The sequence below is a fragment of the Arthrobacter sp. PvP103 genome (assembly GCF_017833075.1).
In the GTDB taxonomy this organism is placed as follows: Bacteria; Actinomycetota; Actinomycetes; order Actinomycetales; family Micrococcaceae; genus Arthrobacter.
The window spans coordinates 2084415-2098703 of record NZ_JAFIBQ010000001.1 but is presented as its reverse complement, the minus strand read 5'-3'; the positions used below and the strand labels follow the sequence as shown (position 1 = coordinate 2098703).

The following is a 14289-nucleotide window of genomic DNA, read 5'->3' as shown; positions in this document are numbered from 1 at the left end:
GTCGGGACCCTCTCTCACTTGTGGCCGTCTGAGTCGGGACGCTCTCTCAGTTGTGGCCGCCTGAGTCGGGACGCTCTCTCACTTGTGGCAGCCCCGTTGGGCGAGGGGTGGGTATAGTGCGCGCTATGGATGACAAGGCAACTCTGCACCGTTACCTGCGCACGCGGCGCGTGGACCTCCTCGCCAAACTCGACGGGCTGGATGAGTACGACGCCCGGAGACCCCTAACGCCGACCGGCACCAACCTCCTGGGCCTGGTGAAGCACGTGGCCAGCGTGCAGCTCGGATATTTCGGCGAGGTCTTCGGGCGCCCGAGTCCGCGGAACTTGCCCTGGGATGCTGAGGACGCAGAATCCGACGCCGACATGTGGGCTGGTCCGGAGGAAACCCGCGAGCAGATCGTTGAACTCCATCGGTTCTCCGCCGAGCACAGCGACGCCACCATTGACGCACTGCCGCTGGACGCCCCCGGCGAAGTGCCTTGGTGGCCGGAGGAACGCAGGCACGTGACCCTCCACCAGATCCTGGTGCACATGTGCGTGGAAACGGCCCAGCATCTGGGCCACGCGGACATCCTCCGCGAGCTCATCGACGGATCAGCGGGCCAGCGGCCGGGCGACCCCAACCTGACGACCCGCACCCCCGAGGAGTGGGCTGCGCACCGCTCCCGGATCCACGCGGCTGCCCGCGCGGCCGCGGACCAAGTGAGAGAGCGTCAGGATTTACCCGACATCAAGTGAGAGAGCGTCAGGATTTACCCGACATCAAGTGAGAGAGCGTCCGGGGAAAGGGGGGGGCAAGATGTGAGAGAGCGTCCGGGGGAGGGGGTGGAAGGAGGGGCTATTCGATCGTGGCGAACAGCTGGTTGAGCTCGTCGGTCAGCTGCTTCCGGAGGGCGGGCGTGCCGATTTCCTTGCCGTCAATATGGTTCACGGGAGCCAGCAGCCGGATGCTGGAAATCAGCCACACGGCGTCGGCATCGAAAAGGTCCCTCGGCTCCAGCGGGCCGTAGCCGAGTTCCCAGCCCGCAGCTTTGGCGGCAGCAAAGAGCGCGCCCTGAGACGTTCCCGGGAGGATGCCGCTGTCCAGCTGCGGCGTGATGAGGCGGCGCACCGTGCGGGTGCCGCCGTCGCCGTCGTCGACTGTGTCAAGGTGCGCCAGCAGGACGGTGGACGTGGGGCCTTCGAGGACCCGGCCGTCGGACGAGGTGAAGATGACGTCGTCCGCTCCCTGGTTGTGGGCGTACCGCAGGGCCGCCATGTTCACCGCGTAGGAGAGCGTCTTGGCGCCCAGCAGCAGCCACGGCGCCCGTTCACCCACTTCACTGTCGTAGCCGCGGTCCAGGAGGATGACGTCTATCCCCGTCTCGCGCTGGCGCCGGCCGGCGGCGGGGACGGGGGAAGCCTGGACCCAGCAGGTGGGGCGTGCTCCGCCCTCGGCGCCGCGGGTGCAGATCAGCTTCACCACCGTCTCGTCTTCCTCCGGTGTGCCGGCGGGATGCTGGGAACGGTATTCGGCCACCGCCGTCGCTATGGCCCGGCGCCAGGTGTCCTCGCCCGGGATGTCCAGCTCCAGCGCGCGGGCCGAACCCTGCAGCCGCCGCAGGTGGGCGTCCAGCTTCCGCGGGTTTCCGCCCACGGCCAGCATGGACTCAAACACGCCGTCGCCGCGCGTGGCACCTTGGTCCGTGGCCATCAGCTGCGGCTGCGAAGCATCGGCAATCCGGCCGTCGTCGAACCGGGGATCAAGGAATACGAGAACGGTGGCCGGGGCAGCAGGAGTCATGCCTCCAGCTTATCCTCGGTCCCGGACGCCGGCCGCGGGATAGGCTGTGCTGGATGCCTCTCCGGAACCGGTCCGGCGGGCGAGTAACCGTGGGAGTCTGTCTGTGTTGTGGCCGTTTCCGCTGGTGGGCACCGCGCCTTACTGGCTTGTGCTCGCGCTGAGCATTGTTGACCTGGTGATCCGGGTGCTGGCGTTGGGAATCATTCCGGGGAACCGCCGTCCCACCACGGCCATGGCCTGGCTGCTGGGAATCTTCTTTGTGCCCGCCCTCGGCCTGATCCTGTTCCTGCTTTTTGGAAACTTCAAACTCTCCCGGAAGCGCCGTGCACAGCAGGATGCCGTGAACAAGCGGGTCCGCGCCGGCACCTCCCAGCTGGCCGCCGTCGAAAGCGAATACGACGGCCCGGAATGGGTAGCGTCGGCGGCAGAACTGAACAAGACCCTTGGTTCGCTGCCCATGGTGGACGGCAACAGCGTGGAGCTACTGCCCGGTTACCCCGACTCGATCAAAGCCATGGCCGCCGCCGTGCGCGGGGCGAAGAACTTCGTCAACGCCGAGTTCTACATCATGAGCACGGACCACATCACCGATGACCTGTTCACCGCACTGGAAGAGGCCGCGGAGCGCGGCGTCCAGGTCCGAGTGCTGTTCGACCACCTCGGCACCCTGCGCATCAAGGGCTACCGCAAGCTCATCGCGCGCCTGAAGGCCAGCCAGATCCAGTGGCGGCCCATGTTGCCACTGAACCCCGTCCACGGCCAGTGGCGCCGTCCGGACCTGCGCAACCACCGCAAGATCATGGTGATCGACGGCGAAATCGCCTTCACGGGCTCGCAGAACCTGATCGAACCGTCCTACAACAATCCCCGGCACCGCAAGGTGGGGCGCGAGTGGGTGGAGCTCATGGCATGCATGCGCGGGCCGATCGTCACCACGCTCAACGTGGTATTTGCCACCGACTGGCTCAGTGAGACGGACGAGTCCCTGGAGGACCAGCTGGCCTACCAGCCCGAGACGGCAGCGGGCGCCGTGACCGCCCAGGCCGTGCCCAGCGGCCCCGGCTTCATCACCGAGAACAACCTGCGCCTCTTCAACACCCTCATCTACTCCGCGCAGCACAAGATCTCCATCTGCAGCCCGTACTTCGTCCCCGATGATTCGCTGCTCTACGCGGTGACGACTGCGGCGCAACGCGGCGTCGACGTCGAACTTTTCGTCTCGGAAAAGGGGGACCAGTTCCTGGTCCACCACGCGCAGCAGTCCTACTACGAGGCGCTGCTGGAAGCGGGCGTGCGGATCTACCTGTACAAGGCGCCGTTCGTGCTGCATGCGAAGCATTTCACCATCGACGACGAAGTAGCGGTGCTGGGGTCCAGCAACATGGACATGAGGTCCTTCTCGCTGAACCTGGAGGTTTCGGTGATGCTCCTTGGCGCCGACATCGTGGCCAAGATGCGCGCCGTGGAGGACACCTACCGGGGCATCTCCCGTGAACTGACGCTCGAGGACTGGATGGAACGGCCCATGGCGGTCAAGTACGTGGACAACGTCGCCCGGCTCACGGCCACGCTGCAGTAGGGCCGCCCGGCGTCAGGGCCCCCGCAGCAGGCGGGTTCAGCTTTCCGGGAAGTCCGCGCCCAGCGCGGACAGGACCCCGTACGCCTTGGTCCGGATTTCGTCGTACTCTTCCTGCGGTGAGGAATCCGCGGTGATGGCACCGCCGACGCCGAGGCTCAGTTCAGTGCCGCCGGCACCGTCGGCGCGGATCACCAGGGTCCGGATGGCCACTGCGGTGTCCATCGCCCCGCTCAGGGAGAAATAGCCGATGGCGCCCGAGTAGACCCCGCGCGGCGCCCCTTCCAGACGGTCCAGGATGGCCATGGTGCTGATCTTCGGCGCCCCCGTCATGGAGCCCGCGGGAAAGCATGCGGCGACGGCCTCGGCGCGCGGCAGCCCCGGCCTCAGCTTCGCATCGATGGTGCTGACCATCTGGTGGACCGTGGCATAGCTTTCGATCGCGCAGAGCCTGCTGACAGTGACAGACCCTGCCACGGCGAAGTGGCTGAGGTCGTTGCGGAGCAGGTCCACGATCATGATGTTCTCGGCCCGGTCCTTGGGGGAAGACTCTAGGTCCTCGCGCAGCTCCCGGTCCCGGACCGGTTCCGCGGCCCGCGGGCGGGTGCCCTTGATCGGCTCGGCGCGCATGCCGCCGTCGGCCGCTATCCGCAGGAAACGCTCCGGCGACGTGCTGGCGACGGTGAGGCTCCCGAACCGCAGATAGCTGGCGAACGGTGCAGGGTTTTTCCGGCGCAGCGCCAGGTAGGTGCGCCAGGGATCCAATCCGTCCGCACCGGCCGGCACGGCTGCGCTAACGGCCGTGGTGAGGCACACTTCGTAGGTGTTTCCCTCGGCGATTTCTCGCTGCGCGTCGGCGATCTTGAGCTTGTAGGCCTGCTCGGTGTCACGGCCCGTGAATGCGGGGGCGGGCCCTGTTCCGGGTACGACGGCGGCGCTGGCGCCCGGTTCCGAGGGGCCGCCGGCCGCCGCGACGGCTGAGCGGGCGAATGCCAGCCACTCCGCGGCATCGGGAGCCTCCAGGGCCAGGAGCCACACGCTGCCATCCCGATGGTCCAGGACCACGGCCCGGCCGGCGAAGATCATGGCGGCATCGGGGATTCCGGACGGAACGTCGCTGCCGCCGGTTTCGCGCTTGAGTTCGTAGCCCAGGTAGCCCAGCCAGCCGAGGGTGAATTCGCAGGGGTAGCCCTCCGGCGCGCGGAGGGCGCGGCGGCCCCAGACGGCATCGAGCCAGCGGAAGAACGGTCCGGCGATGGCAACCGTGGCGGTGCCGGTGGTCAGCCGGGTCACGCCGGAACGGTGCCGGACGTCCTGGCCGAAGCTGCCGCCGTCGTCCGCCATGATGCTGAAGCGGCTGCGCTCGGCGGCCGCTCCGTCCGTCCTGAGCGAGGAATCCAGCCACACGGCATTCGGTGAGTCGCCGTAGAGTGCACCGAAGAGCCGGGCGGCGTCGGGAACGCAGTCCAGCCGTTCGGCATGGAGCTGAAGGCCGCGGCGGGCCGAGAGCTCGGGCAGCAGCACGGCCGCAAGGGCGGGAAGGTACTGGAGGGCCCGGAGGACATCATCCGGCGCGGTGCCGTCGGCCAGATTGAGCACCCGGATGTCGGCATGGTCCTGCACCCTGTCCGTTGCCAGCCACTCATCCTCCTGAGCTGCCCACTGGTCCCAGAACGGTTCGTAAGTGCTGCCGTCGCGTGCCAGGGCGCGGGTGCGGCGGTCGACGTCGGAGGACTCCGCCCAGACCACGGCGTCCAGCAGCGGGCGGGCGGATGCCGCAGCGGCGCCCACACCCTCCACGATGACGATCTCTGCCGGAAGTGTTGTGCGCGACTGGCCGTCGTAGTGGTTCTCCCAGTCCCAGCTGACCCACTCGGCAGCTTCGCCGCGGCTCAGCGGGGCCAGCACGGTGGTGACATAACGTTCGATGCCCGCCGCCAGGCCGTTCCAGCCGGGATAGACGTCCTCCAGATGGAACAGCGACACCTTGTGATGCTCCCGCAGCCGCGCGGCAAGCTCGATTGCGAGGGTGGTTTTTCCTGCGCCGGACCGGCCGTCGACGGCAATGATCACGGGTGCAGGGGTCATGAAATAGAGCGTACCTGCTGCCCGGGCTGCTTCTGTTGCTGCACTTCCCGCCGCACATGGTCCACGATTCCGGGAACGGCAGCCTTGATGAGGTCCCAGGTGATGTCGAAGTCGGCATGGCCGCCGTACCAGGGGTCCTCGATGCCCTGGTCCAGGAGGTCCCTGCCGGAGACTGCCGGGTCGAAGCTGCGCAGCATCCGGATCCGGGCCAGCGCCTCGCCGTCGGGGGCCGTCGCCCGGAGCCAGCCGTAATGGTCCACGTCCAGGGCGAGGATCAGGTGACGGTCACGGAACCACTCGGGACGCCACTCCCGCGCCACGTGCGCGTTGGAGGCGAGTTGGTGGGCGGCCAGCTTTCGGGCGGCCCGGGGATCGATGGGGCGGCCGGCCTCATAGGCTGTGGTTCCGGCTGAATCCACCACGACGTCGCCGGCGAGCCCCGCTGCTGCGAAGGCCTTGGCCAGCATCAGCTCGGCCATCGGGGACCGGCAGATATTTCCGGTGCACACCGCGATGATCCGGTATGGGCTCGACATTGAGGACATGGAGCAAGCATGGGGGATGGTGCCCCCTCTTGGCTAGTCACAAGCCGTGCGCATTACGGGCGCGTCAATATTGTGTCGAATCCTGTCATATCCGGTGGACGCGGGCAGCACGCGGGAACAGATTGAGTGGCATCTCAGTTATCAGTACTGAGGAAGAAAAATGAGCACTACATGTACTGCACTGGTCATTCCGGCCCGGTTGGGTGACGCCCTGAAAACCGTGGCTCTTGAGGCGACTACCAACACTCTTCAGCAGTTGGTCGGGGGACACCTGGAATCCGTCAGCCGCGGCGACTGGCATGTCTACCTGAACGCCGAAGGCCATCTCATGAACCTGCCGGCGAACATCCGCGCAGCCCAACTTATCCGCGAGGCCGGCCTCGACCTGTCCGATGCTGCCAGGGGTACGGCTGTGTTCCTTGGCCGGACCGAGCGCGGAGGCGAAGCGGACGTTCCGGAGCACCTGCTGCGGCGGGCTGCGGAAATGTTCGGCTCCCCGCTGGCCGCCTAGGTCGGCCGCCTGCTCAGAAGCCGGCCAGGCGCGCGACCAGCGCGTACATCCCCCAGAGGCCGGCGCCCAGGAGGAGGCCGAGGTAGGTGAGCACCAGCCTGGTGTCGCGCAGGTAGCACTTCGACTTTGTCAGCCCCTTGCGGCGGGCCTTCCAGTATCCGACGAACCCGATGGCCGCGAACACGGCCAGGGCAACCGGACCGGTCAGCCAGCCCAGCACGGCGATTGTGGCGAAGATGCAGAGGCGCAGCGGATCGAACGGAACGCCGGCCTGCGGATCCGGGTCGGCGCCCGGCTGGACACCGTGGGCGCCGTGGCGGACGCCGTGGGCGCGCATCAGCTGCGACGGCAGGGGGCCGGAGGCGATGCGTTTCGCGTCGGAATCGGAGCTCATCATCATCCTCAGAGTTGGCGCACCGGGAGCAGCTGCACGCCCGTGGCCGTGCTCATCCGTTGTCTGGACAGGGCAGGCCACGCCTGGACGGCGCAGAAGGGGGCGCACTGGTGATCGCCTGCGTCACTCTTGGTTCCGACGTGCACGCAGCATTGGGTGAGCCTCTCCTCGATCATGGTCGAAATGTCCATGAATGGCTTGACCATGATCCGTGTGACGCGTTCGGCCAGGAGCCTGCGCAGCCGTTGCTGCTGACCGGGGAGCTTGCCGGCCGCCAGCGTGGTGAGCGTGCCTATCCCGAGGTCGCACTGAGTGCAGATGTTCTTCCAGAGATCCGCTGTCCGCGGGTGGGAAAGCGACGACTGTTCGCTCAGCAGATCGAGCAGCGAGGACTTCATCAGGCTGCGCAGCTCCAATGGGATTGCTCTGTCTGCGATGCGGTTGGCGAGGCTGTCAGGATTGAGCTCCAGCCAGGCGAGTAGCTGGTCGTGCCCGATGAGGGCGGTCAGCGACCGCCAGACGCCGGAGTCGTCCTTCAGCATGTAGCCGACGGAGGCGCAGTGCGGATGCGAGCAAGGGAGGGCTGTCAGGTCGTGCCACGAGACGACCCCGTTGGTTTGCTCCGCCAGCCTTTCGAGGACGCCCGTGTGGGTGAGCCGGTCCATGGGATCGATGCCGTGTCCGCGGCCGGAACCGAACACCGGCTGGAGTGCGACTCCGCCCACGAACGGGGTTTCCAGGGCGCGCATGACGACGGCGCCCACTTCGCCGTCGTTGACGCCGAGGGTTGCTGTCATCGTCAGGGTCGTGAAGACGCCCGCCTCGGACAGGCGCGAGATCGCCGCATCCTTGAAGCGGGTCAGATCGCCTCCGCGGTGGTGAATCGATGCCTCCTTGGAGGGTCCGTCGTATTGGAGGTACACCTCCACCCGGTCTCGATGCTTCGCCAGGAGGGCGAGCAGCTCGTCGTCGGTCGCCATCAGCATGCCGTTGCTGTTCACCATGATCCGGACGATCGGCCGTGCGACGAGTTCCTCCAGTAGTTCGGCGAGATGAGGGTAGAGCGTGGGCTCGCCGCCGGAGAGCATCAGCACATCAAGGCGCCCGTTCTCGCGGGCAAGCCGTGCATCGACGTTCGCGAGCACCTCGGCGAGCGGCGCCACGCCTTGCAGCTGCGGGCCGGAGGAGGTGAAGCAAGTGGGGCAGCGTAGGTTGCAGTGCTCGATGATGTCCTGCAGAAGGATGCACGTGTGCTGCGTCTGCATGGCGGGAAGCCCGTAGGCGTACGCCTCGGGTACCGGGCGGAAGTTGTCCGCCTGGTCGGGGATGTGCTGCTTGGTGGGCGCCTGCCATTTCTCCAGGTAGCGCAGGATTTCGGGCGATTCGTCGTACAGCGTGCGCACCAGTCCGTGGTCGGGGCAGCCGCGTTCGAGCCACACGCGGTCGTCACGGATCAGCAGTGCCCCGGACAGGCGCCGCACCTGGGCAAGCGGGGGATTCGTCTCGTGGCAGCGGGGGCAGAACGCCGTGACATACCGGTGGATGCGGTCGCCGCGCAGCGGCTGGCCAGGTCCAAGCGGCGTCCGGGAAGAGAACGAGGACGGATTCATCTCAGGCCTCTCATCTGCGCGAGGGATCCGACGCAGATCCCACCGCCGAGCAGGGTGAAGACTCCCAGGCCAATAAGGAGCCCCGCGCCGAACCGGGACGTGCGTGGCCGGACCGCCAGCACAACGGCTACCGCCAGATACACGGCGATTGGTACGAACGCTGCGGGCCCAGCGAGAAAGGTCTTGTACCCTTCATCCGGAGCGATACCCGATGTTGTCCCAAAATAGAGGGCATAAAGGGCAGGAGTCCCCAACAGGATTCCGAGCACCATGGAGCCACGCCTGGGTGCAGAGGGCGGCCCCTCTATTTGGGGCGGGGGCGGGTTCCGGGGAACGTCAGGGGTGTCCTCGCTCATGCCACTCTTCCTTTCAACTCCGGGCGGAGCGGTTTCCCGAACACCCGCCAGATCCGCCAGCCCAGCAGGGGAAGAACCGCCAGCAGGAACCACTGGGGGCGGCTCATTCCCAGCCAGATCACCTCATTGCCGCGGACAAACTCCACCCCGAACCTGAACAGCGCGTAGGCGGTCACATAGCAGATGAAAAGGTCGCCGGGGTGTGCGAGGCGGTCTCGAAAACGCCACATGACGGCGAACGCGGCGGCGTGGAACACGATCTCGTAGGCAAAGGACGGATGGAGTCCGGCCCCGGGGGGCCCGCCGATCTGCGCCGCTTGCGCCGGGCTGAGGACTATTCCCCAGGCGCCCCCGGTCGGGGTGCCGGGCAGTTCGGTGAGGAGGCAGCCGATCCGCCCAACGATCAGGGCCAGTGCCACCGACGGTGCGAGCAGGTCACCGGTGGATTCCCGGTAGCCTGTCAGCCGTTTGCCCAGATGGACCCCGAACCATGCGCCGACCAGGCCGGCGAGGATGCTGCGGTCGCCGTTGCCCCACCAGTCCGCCAGGGAGACCTGCCGGGAAATATCCCAGGTGAGCACGCGTGATCCGATGGCCCCGAAGGCGACGGCGAAGCCTGCGATGGGCCACAACCGGGGATCAGTCAGGCCGCGGCGGCGCTTTTCATAGGCGTAAAACAGCAGGGCTGCGAAGATTCCGAGCCCCGTCATAACGCCGTGCACAAGCCCATTTCCCGCGAAGGGAAGCCCGATCATGTGCAGAGTGTAACAGCGGGCGCTCAGGCTGCCTTGACCACGGGAAGCTCGTCCCAGTGCGTGGTGTACCTGGGCGAGAGCATGGTGCGCTGCATGGACCAGTCCGGCCCGCCCCGCATTCCGGCATGGCCGAGGCCCACGGATCCGCGTCCGTAGCGGCGGGTGATGTCCTCCAGCAGGGGGCCGATGCCGCGTTCTTCGTGCGGGTTGGCAAACACCGGCAGGGGTGACTGCTGGCCCGAGGGGCGCAGGTCGGTGACCATGATGCCCGCGCGGACGTATTTGGTCCCTTCCTGGATCCGGGGGAGCAGGGCATGCGCCGCTCTGGTCAACAGCACCGGGTCCGCGGTGGGCATGGGCAGGGTGACGCAGACCGACGGATAGGACGTGTCCAGCGGGTTGTAGTGGGAGGTACCGGCGAAGGCCGTGAGGACCTTGGCCTGCAGGCTGTGCTTGGCCAGGCGGGCGCTGGCTTGCTGGCCGTAGACGCTCATGACCTGTCGCAGGTCCGCGGCGGTGGTGATGGGCGTGGAAAACGAGCGGCTGAAGATGAGCTGGTCACGTCCAATGCGCTCTGCTTCCATGGGGATGCACGCGGTGCCCTGCAGTTCCAGGACCGTGCGCATCAGCACCACCGAGAAGCGGTCACGGATCCGGACGGGATCGGCGCGGGCAAGGTCCAGGATGGAATGGATGCCCATGTTGTTCAGGCGTTTTGTCAGCCGGGCAGCCACGCCCCAGAGTTCGATGACGGATACCCGGCCCATCAGCGCTTCGCGGGCCGGGGGCGGCATGGAGTCCCAGTGGCACACGCCGTTGAGGCCGGGGTTGTTCTTCGCCCACTTGTTGGCCAGCTTCGCGAGAGTCTTGGTATTGGCAATTCCCACGCAGACCGGCACCCCGACGTTGCGGCGGACAGCCGTCTTGATGGTTTGTCCCAGACGCAGGAGCTCATCCGGGGTCCCTTTGACTCCCAGGAAGGCTTCATCGATGCTGTAAACCTCCAGCCAGGCCGAGTAGCGCCCTAGAAGCTCCATCACGCGGGCGCTGATATCCCCGTACAGCTCATAGTTGCTGGACTTGGCCACCAGCCCCCATTCCTTGGCCCGGGGCGCGATCTTGAACCACGGCTCGCCGACGGGGATGCCCAGCGCCTTGGCTTCGGGGGACCGGGTGACCGCGCAGCCATCGTTATTCGAGAGGACCACGAGGGGGCGGCCTTCCAGCGAGGGATCGAATGCCCGCTCGGCTGAGGCATAGAAGCAGTTGACGTCCACCAAGGCAATCTGCCGGGCCGTGTCCTGCGCCCGCCTCTCAGGCGCCCGCGACTCAGACATGGTGCAGGCACCGCGTGGCCACGCCCCAGATCACCAGGTCCGACAATGCCGGGACCCTGATATCCGGATACCGGGGGTTGTCCGCCTGCAGCACTACTCCGGATGCCGTAACCCTGAGCCGCTTGATGGTCAGTTCACCGTCCAGGACCGCTATGACCACTGATCCGTCCTTGGGGTCCAGGGCACGGTTGACGATCAGCTCGTCGCCGTCGCTGATCCCGGCCCTTTCCATCGAGTCTCCGGACACCCGCACGATATAGGTGCTGGTGATGTCCTTGATGAGGTGTTCATTGAGGTCGATCCGGCCGTCAAAGTAGTCCTGCGCCGGCGACGGATAGCCCGCCGCGACGGGTACCGGGGAGATCAGTACCGACAGCAGGGACGCGCCCGCCTCTATCACGCGGGGACCGATAACTATGCCCACAACACACCTTTATTCGAATATATGTTCGATAATTCAGTGTAGACCCAGGCTCCGACATTGGATATTCCCTGCGAAATTTCCTGGCGTCTTCGCGTCGGCGGGTCACCGCGCAGCGCGCGTGAGCGAACCAGGGCCATCTCCCGTCCCCGGTGAACGAGTTCTCCGTTCGCGCCCAAGGAAAGACCCCCGCCCGGAACTGCCCGGCGGGGGTCTTGTGCGGTGGATCCGCTGCGGCCTCGGCCGGGCCGTTGGATTAGCGGGTCGAAGCGGTCTGCAGCGACTGTTCCATAGCTGCCCACGCGGCGTAGCTGCCGTCGAGTTCGACGACGTCGTACCCGGCCCGGCGCAGCGCGCTGGCGGCTACGGAGTTCCGCACACCCGACTGGCAGTAGGACACGATGGTGCCGGCGGCGGGCAGTTCATCCAGGTGCCACATGACGCGGCCGCCGCTGAGCTGGTGCGAGCCCGGAACGTGCCCGGCCTTGTGCTCGGTCTTGTTGCGGACATCCAGAACCATGGCGGCGTCGAAGCCCTCGAGTTCCTCGGGCTGGATCAGCTTCGGTGTGAAGGTGGGCAGCCCGTCGATGCCGGTCAGGTAGCCCGCCACGTTGTCGATGCCCACGCGTACCAGGTGGTCCCACATGCCCTGGGCCTGCTCCTGGTCCTTGGCCAGGAGCACCAGCGGGTTCTGATCCGTCTCGGGGTTCACCACCCAGGCGCCGTAGCTGGCAACGGATTTGCCGGCCGGAACGTTCAGGGACCGGACCACGGTGCCCTGGTGGACGTCGCCGTTGGGACGGGTGTCGATGAAGGTCAGGGTGTCTTCTGCCAGGCTCCTTGCGACGTCGGCCGCGTCCAGTTCCTGCAGCGGCGCACGTTCGCCCATGATGGCGGGGCCTTCGCGGTTTTCGCGCTTCATGCGGCCGAAGTAGGCGTGCGCGTCCGGCTGGCCGTCGAGCAGTTCGTCGATGAACCCCTGCTCGTCGTTGGCGGCCAGGTACGGGCCCCACCAGGCGTACAGCCGCTCGTAGCCCACCGTGGATGACGGGATGGCGCCGAGGGCCTTGCCGCAGGCGCTGCCGGCGCCGTGTCCCGGATAGACCTGGACGAAGTCGGGCAAGGGCAGGAACTTGTCACGCAGGCTGGCGAACAGCTGCTTGGCACCCAGGAAGCGGGTATCCACGCCGCCGGCGGCTTCGTCCAGGAGGTCAGGGCGGCCCAGGTCGCCGGAGAAGACAAAGTCGCCCGAGAGCAGGTACCCGGCCTCGCTGCTGAATGCGCCGTCCGTAATCAGGAAGGACAGGTGCTCCGGAGTGTGCCCCGGAGTGTGGAGCGCCTGAACGGTGATGTTACCGATGGTGATCTTGCTGCCGTCGAACAGGCGCTCACCGTCGAAACCGTACTGCCAGTCGGGGCCGCCCTCTCCGGAGACATAGATCTTTGCCCCGGTGGCGGCCGCGAGTTCACGGGTGCCTGAGAGGTAGTCGGCGTGGATGTGGGTCTCGGTAACGGCCACGATCTTCATGCCGTTGGCTGCTGCGAGGGAGCGGTAGGTGTCGATGTCACGGCGGGCGTCGACAACAACTGCCTCACCCTTCCGCTGGCAGCCAATGAAGTAGCTGGCCTGGGCGAGGTCTTCATCGTAGATGCGTTCGAGAAGCATGGGTTCTCCTTCGTAAAAGCTTGCGGGGTTCCGGGGTGGCTCCCCGTTGGTCTAGTTAAAATCATAATACCCCGGGGGGTATACAGCAAATGGCGTGGCGCTGTGGTTTTGAAGCCGTCAGCCGGTGCTTCGGCCGCGCCAATTCGCAAGTTTCTCCAGTGCAGATCTCCAGCGTCCGGACGGAAGTTCGTCTGGCGCCGGCGGTGCATAGCTCACCGGATGGCCTTCCCGGTACCACTCCGTCATGCCGCCCGCGATGTTGACCGCGTCGTGGCCCTGGGCAGTGAGGAGCGCAGTGGCCTTGCTGCTGCGCTTGCCTGACCCACACAGGACGTAGAGCGTGCTGTTTGGCAGGTCCTGCTGCCGGAAGGGCAGTTCATCGAGGGGGATGTTCAAGCTGCCCGGGATATGGGCTACGGCATATTCATCCTGACGCCGCACGTCCACCACCACCGTGCGGGGCCAGATTGCCGCCAGGTCGCCGGGCGTAATACTGCGCATCGGCTTCTGTGGATATGCGTCAGGACTGATGCTGCGCTGCCTGCTCGCGCAGTGTTGCCATATCGAGGTTTTTGACGCCCTGGATGACCTGCTCCAGCCCTGCCGCGTTGAGGGCGCCTGGCTGGGAGAAGACGAGGGTCTTGTCCCGGAATGCCATCAGCGTGGGGATGGACGTGATGCCGGCAGCGGCAGCCAATGCCTGTTCGGCTTCCGTGTCCACCTTGGCGAAAACGACGTCCGGGTGCTTCTGGGAGGCTGCGTCGTACGTGGGGGCGAACATGCGGCAGGGGCCGCACCAGCCGGCCCAGAAGTCGATGAAGACAATGTCGTTATCTTCAAGGGTCCGGGCAAGCGATTCTTCCGTGATGTCGATGGTTGCCATGGCTGAATTCCTTAAGTATGGCTGGAGGGGGTGGATAGCTGCGGTTGCGGCAGGCGTGTCAGGCGGCGGGGAGTCCTGCGCGGCTCCATGCGATCATGCCGCCGGTCATAGTGTCGGCGCTGAATCCGGCGCCACTGAGCGCATCTGCCACGCGGGCGCTTCGATTGCCGCTGCGGCAGACGACGATGACGTGTACGCCGGGGTCCAGCTCGGAGAGGCGGGCCTGCAGCTGCCCCATCGGGATGTGCAGGGCGCCGGGGATCATGCCTTCGGCGACTTCGAAGTCTTCGCGGACATCGAGGACTTGTGAGCTGGCGCGCCGTTGCTCAACTTCGGTGACGGTTATTTCTGCCATGACGGGT

The 14289-nt window shown here is 66.4% G+C and carries 15 protein-coding genes; 3 read left to right on the top strand and 12 right to left on the bottom strand.

Annotated elements, in window-relative coordinates:
- The first annotated feature begins 125 nt into the window (after nucleotides 1–125).
- A complete protein-coding gene (locus JOE41_RS09630) occupies nucleotides 126–740 on the top strand; it encodes a DinB family protein (RefSeq protein WP_209752205.1) in 615 nt (204 codons plus the stop codon).
- A 100-nt stretch (nucleotides 741–840) separates the two neighbouring features.
- Here the strand turns inward: JOE41_RS09630 and JOE41_RS09625 are convergent, their stop codons facing one another.
- Nucleotides 841–1785 carry an aminodeoxychorismate lyase gene (locus tag JOE41_RS09625; RefSeq protein ID WP_209752204.1) on the bottom strand — a complete coding sequence of 315 codons (945 nt, stop codon included), beginning with the start codon at nucleotides 1783–1785 and terminating at the stop codon, nucleotides 841–843.
- A 103-nt stretch (nucleotides 1786–1888) separates the two neighbouring features.
- Between JOE41_RS09625 and cls the strand changes: the two genes are divergently transcribed.
- A complete protein-coding gene (gene cls / locus JOE41_RS09620) occupies nucleotides 1889–3364 on the top strand; it encodes a cardiolipin synthase (protein ID WP_011693674.1) in 1476 nt (491 codons plus the stop codon).
- A 36-nt stretch (nucleotides 3365–3400) separates the two neighbouring features.
- On the opposite strand, the gene pabB is transcribed toward cls, so the two are convergent.
- Complete coding sequence (pabB, locus tag JOE41_RS09615) at nucleotides 3401–5449, bottom strand: aminodeoxychorismate synthase component I (RefSeq protein ID WP_209752203.1); 2049 nt, start codon at nucleotides 5447–5449, stop codon at nucleotides 3401–3403.
- Nucleotides 5446–5994, bottom strand: a complete 549-nt coding sequence (locus JOE41_RS09610; protein WP_011693672.1) for a low molecular weight protein-tyrosine-phosphatase — start codon at nucleotides 5992–5994, stop codon at nucleotides 5446–5448. Before JOE41_RS09610 ends, pabB begins: the two co-directional genes overlap by 4 nt.
- Before the next feature lie 160 nt (nucleotides 5995–6154).
- Between JOE41_RS09610 and JOE41_RS09605 the strand changes: the two genes are divergently transcribed.
- Nucleotides 6155–6505 (top strand): DUF3846 domain-containing protein, encoded by a 351-nt coding sequence (locus JOE41_RS09605; protein ID WP_011693671.1) that lies wholly within the window; start codon nucleotides 6155–6157, stop codon nucleotides 6503–6505.
- 13 nt (nucleotides 6506–6518) lie between these two features.
- On the opposite strand, the gene JOE41_RS09600 is transcribed toward JOE41_RS09605, so the two are convergent.
- From JOE41_RS09600 to JOE41_RS09560, 9 genes are all read right to left on the bottom strand, one after another.
- Nucleotides 6519–6899, bottom strand: a complete 381-nt coding sequence (locus JOE41_RS09600; protein WP_209752202.1) for a hypothetical protein — start codon at nucleotides 6897–6899, stop codon at nucleotides 6519–6521.
- Between the two features lie 8 nt (nucleotides 6900–6907).
- Nucleotides 6908–8509, bottom strand: a complete 1602-nt coding sequence (locus JOE41_RS09595) for a radical SAM protein (protein WP_011693669.1) — start codon at nucleotides 8507–8509, stop codon at nucleotides 6908–6910.
- 352 nt (nucleotides 8510–8861) lie between these two features.
- Entirely contained in the window at nucleotides 8862–9620 is a 759-nt protein-coding gene (locus JOE41_RS09590; RefSeq protein ID WP_209752201.1) for a prolipoprotein diacylglyceryl transferase, read from the bottom strand.
- A 23-nt stretch (nucleotides 9621–9643) separates the two neighbouring features.
- On the bottom strand, nucleotides 9644–10957 hold the full coding sequence (locus JOE41_RS09585; protein ID WP_209752200.1) for a Y-family DNA polymerase: 1314 nt from the start codon (nucleotides 10955–10957) through the stop codon (nucleotides 9644–9646).
- The gene (locus tag JOE41_RS09580; RefSeq protein WP_209752199.1) at nucleotides 10950–11381 is read right to left on the bottom strand and encodes a LexA family transcriptional regulator; all 432 of its coding nucleotides are present in this window, start codon (nucleotides 11379–11381) and stop codon (nucleotides 10950–10952) included. The genes JOE41_RS09585 and JOE41_RS09580 overlap by 8 nt, the downstream gene beginning before the upstream one ends.
- Nucleotides 11382–11634: 253 nt before the next feature.
- The gene (locus tag JOE41_RS09575; RefSeq protein ID WP_209752198.1) at nucleotides 11635–13044 is read right to left on the bottom strand and encodes a rhodanese-like domain-containing protein; all 1410 of its coding nucleotides are present in this window, start codon (nucleotides 13042–13044) and stop codon (nucleotides 11635–11637) included.
- A gap of 117 nt (nucleotides 13045–13161) precedes the next feature.
- Nucleotides 13162–13545 carry a rhodanese-like domain-containing protein gene (locus JOE41_RS09570; RefSeq protein ID WP_209752197.1) on the bottom strand — a complete coding sequence of 128 codons (384 nt, stop codon included), beginning with the start codon at nucleotides 13543–13545 and terminating at the stop codon, nucleotides 13162–13164.
- Nucleotides 13546–13564: 19 nt separating this feature from the next.
- Nucleotides 13565–13927, bottom strand: coding sequence for a co-chaperone YbbN (locus JOE41_RS09565; RefSeq protein WP_011693662.1), 363 nt, complete (start codon nucleotides 13925–13927; stop codon nucleotides 13565–13567).
- 58 nt (nucleotides 13928–13985) lie between these two features.
- A complete protein-coding gene (locus tag JOE41_RS09560) occupies nucleotides 13986–14282 on the bottom strand; it encodes a rhodanese-like domain-containing protein (protein ID WP_011693661.1) in 297 nt (98 codons plus the stop codon).
- Between the last annotated feature and the right edge of the window lie 7 nt (nucleotides 14283–14289).

Bases quoted from the DNA above. Each gene is read 5' to 3' on its own strand.
- JOE41_RS09630 (WP_209752205.1), top strand. From the start codon at position 126: ATGGATGACAAGGCAACTCTGCACCGTTACCTGCGCACGCGGCGCGTG.
- JOE41_RS09625 (WP_209752204.1), bottom strand. From the start codon at position 1,785: ATGACTCCTGCTGCCCCGGCCACCGTTCTCGTATTCCTTGATCCCCGG.
- pabB (WP_209752203.1), bottom strand. From the start codon at position 5,449: ATGACCCCTGCACCCGTGATCATTGCCGTCGACGGCCGGTCCGGCGCA.
- JOE41_RS09610 (WP_011693672.1), bottom strand. From the start codon at position 5,994: ATGTCCTCAATGTCGAGCCCATACCGGATCATCGCGGTGTGCACCGGA.
- JOE41_RS09605 (WP_011693671.1), top strand. From the start codon at position 6,155: ATGAGCACTACATGTACTGCACTGGTCATTCCGGCCCGGTTGGGTGAC.
- JOE41_RS09600 (WP_209752202.1), bottom strand. From the start codon at position 6,899: ATGAGCTCCGATTCCGACGCGAAACGCATCGCCTCCGGCCCCCTGCCG.
- JOE41_RS09595 (WP_011693669.1), bottom strand. From the start codon at position 8,509: ATGAATCCGTCCTCGTTCTCTTCCCGGACGCCGCTTGGACCTGGCCAG.
- JOE41_RS09590 (WP_209752201.1), bottom strand. From the start codon at position 9,620: ATGATCGGGCTTCCCTTCGCGGGAAATGGGCTTGTGCACGGCGTTATG.
- JOE41_RS09585 (WP_209752200.1), bottom strand. From the start codon at position 10,957: ATGTCTGAGTCGCGGGCGCCTGAGAGGCGGGCGCAGGACACGGCCCGG.
- JOE41_RS09575 (WP_209752198.1), bottom strand. From the start codon at position 13,044: ATGCTTCTCGAACGCATCTACGATGAAGACCTCGCCCAGGCCAGCTAC.
- JOE41_RS09570 (WP_209752197.1), bottom strand. From the start codon at position 13,545: ATGCGCAGTATTACGCCCGGCGACCTGGCGGCAATCTGGCCCCGCACG.
- JOE41_RS09565 (WP_011693662.1), bottom strand. From the start codon at position 13,927: ATGGCAACCATCGACATCACGGAAGAATCGCTTGCCCGGACCCTTGAA.
- JOE41_RS09560 (WP_011693661.1), bottom strand. From the start codon at position 14,282: ATGGCAGAAATAACCGTCACCGAAGTTGAGCAACGGCGCGCCAGCTCA.